The 690-nt window shown below is 32.6% G+C and carries 1 protein-coding gene; it reads left to right on the forward strand.

Going from position 1 to position 690, the window contains the following annotated elements; genetic code table 11:
• Positions 1-122: 122 nt before the first annotated feature.
• Positions 123-690: transposase (locus ACERJO_RS21035; RefSeq protein ID WP_373648784.1), on the forward strand; the 568-nt coding region annotated here is incomplete at its 3' end.

Here is a 690-nt window from a genome sequence, read left to right on the forward strand (position 1 = left end):
CACTGAAAAAGTCCATAAAAGATATGATTCCTCGATTTATTATGGGAATCATATCTTTTTTTAGTTACAATAAAAGCATTAAGTATAAGCGGGTGGCTAAAGTGATTCAAAAACAAGAATCGATGATGTTAAGTCCATATTCAGAACTTTATGATTTGATTGTACCAAAGGATAATTTCTTACGACGACTTAATGAATTGGTGAACTTTTCTTTTGTGTACGATGAATTACACGATAAATACTGTCATACGAATGGTCGGAATGCGATTGATCCGATACGTATGTTTAAATATTTACTTTTAAAAACAATCTTTGACTTATCAGACGTAGATATTGTGGAACGTTCTAAATATGATATGTCTTTTAAATATTTTCTCGGCATGGCTCCAGAGGACTCCGTTATTGAACCTAGTTCGTTAACCAAATTTCGTAAAATACGATTAAAAGACATAAATCTATTAGACATGTTAATCAATAAAACGGTGGAAATTGCGGTGGAAAAAGAAATCATAAAAAGTCATTCCATCATTGTAGATGCCACCCACACAAGAGCACGTTATAATCAAAAATCACCCAAAGAGGTATTAATGGATCGTTCAAAGAAACTTCGTAAATCAGTTTATGAGATTGATGAATCCATGAAGCAAAAATTCCCACCAAAATCGACAACGAATGATTTGGAAGATGAGC

Source organism: Halalkalibacter sp. AB-rgal2, assembly GCF_041821005.1.
Lineage (GTDB): Bacteria > Bacillota > Bacilli > Bacillales > Bacillaceae_D > Halalkalibacter.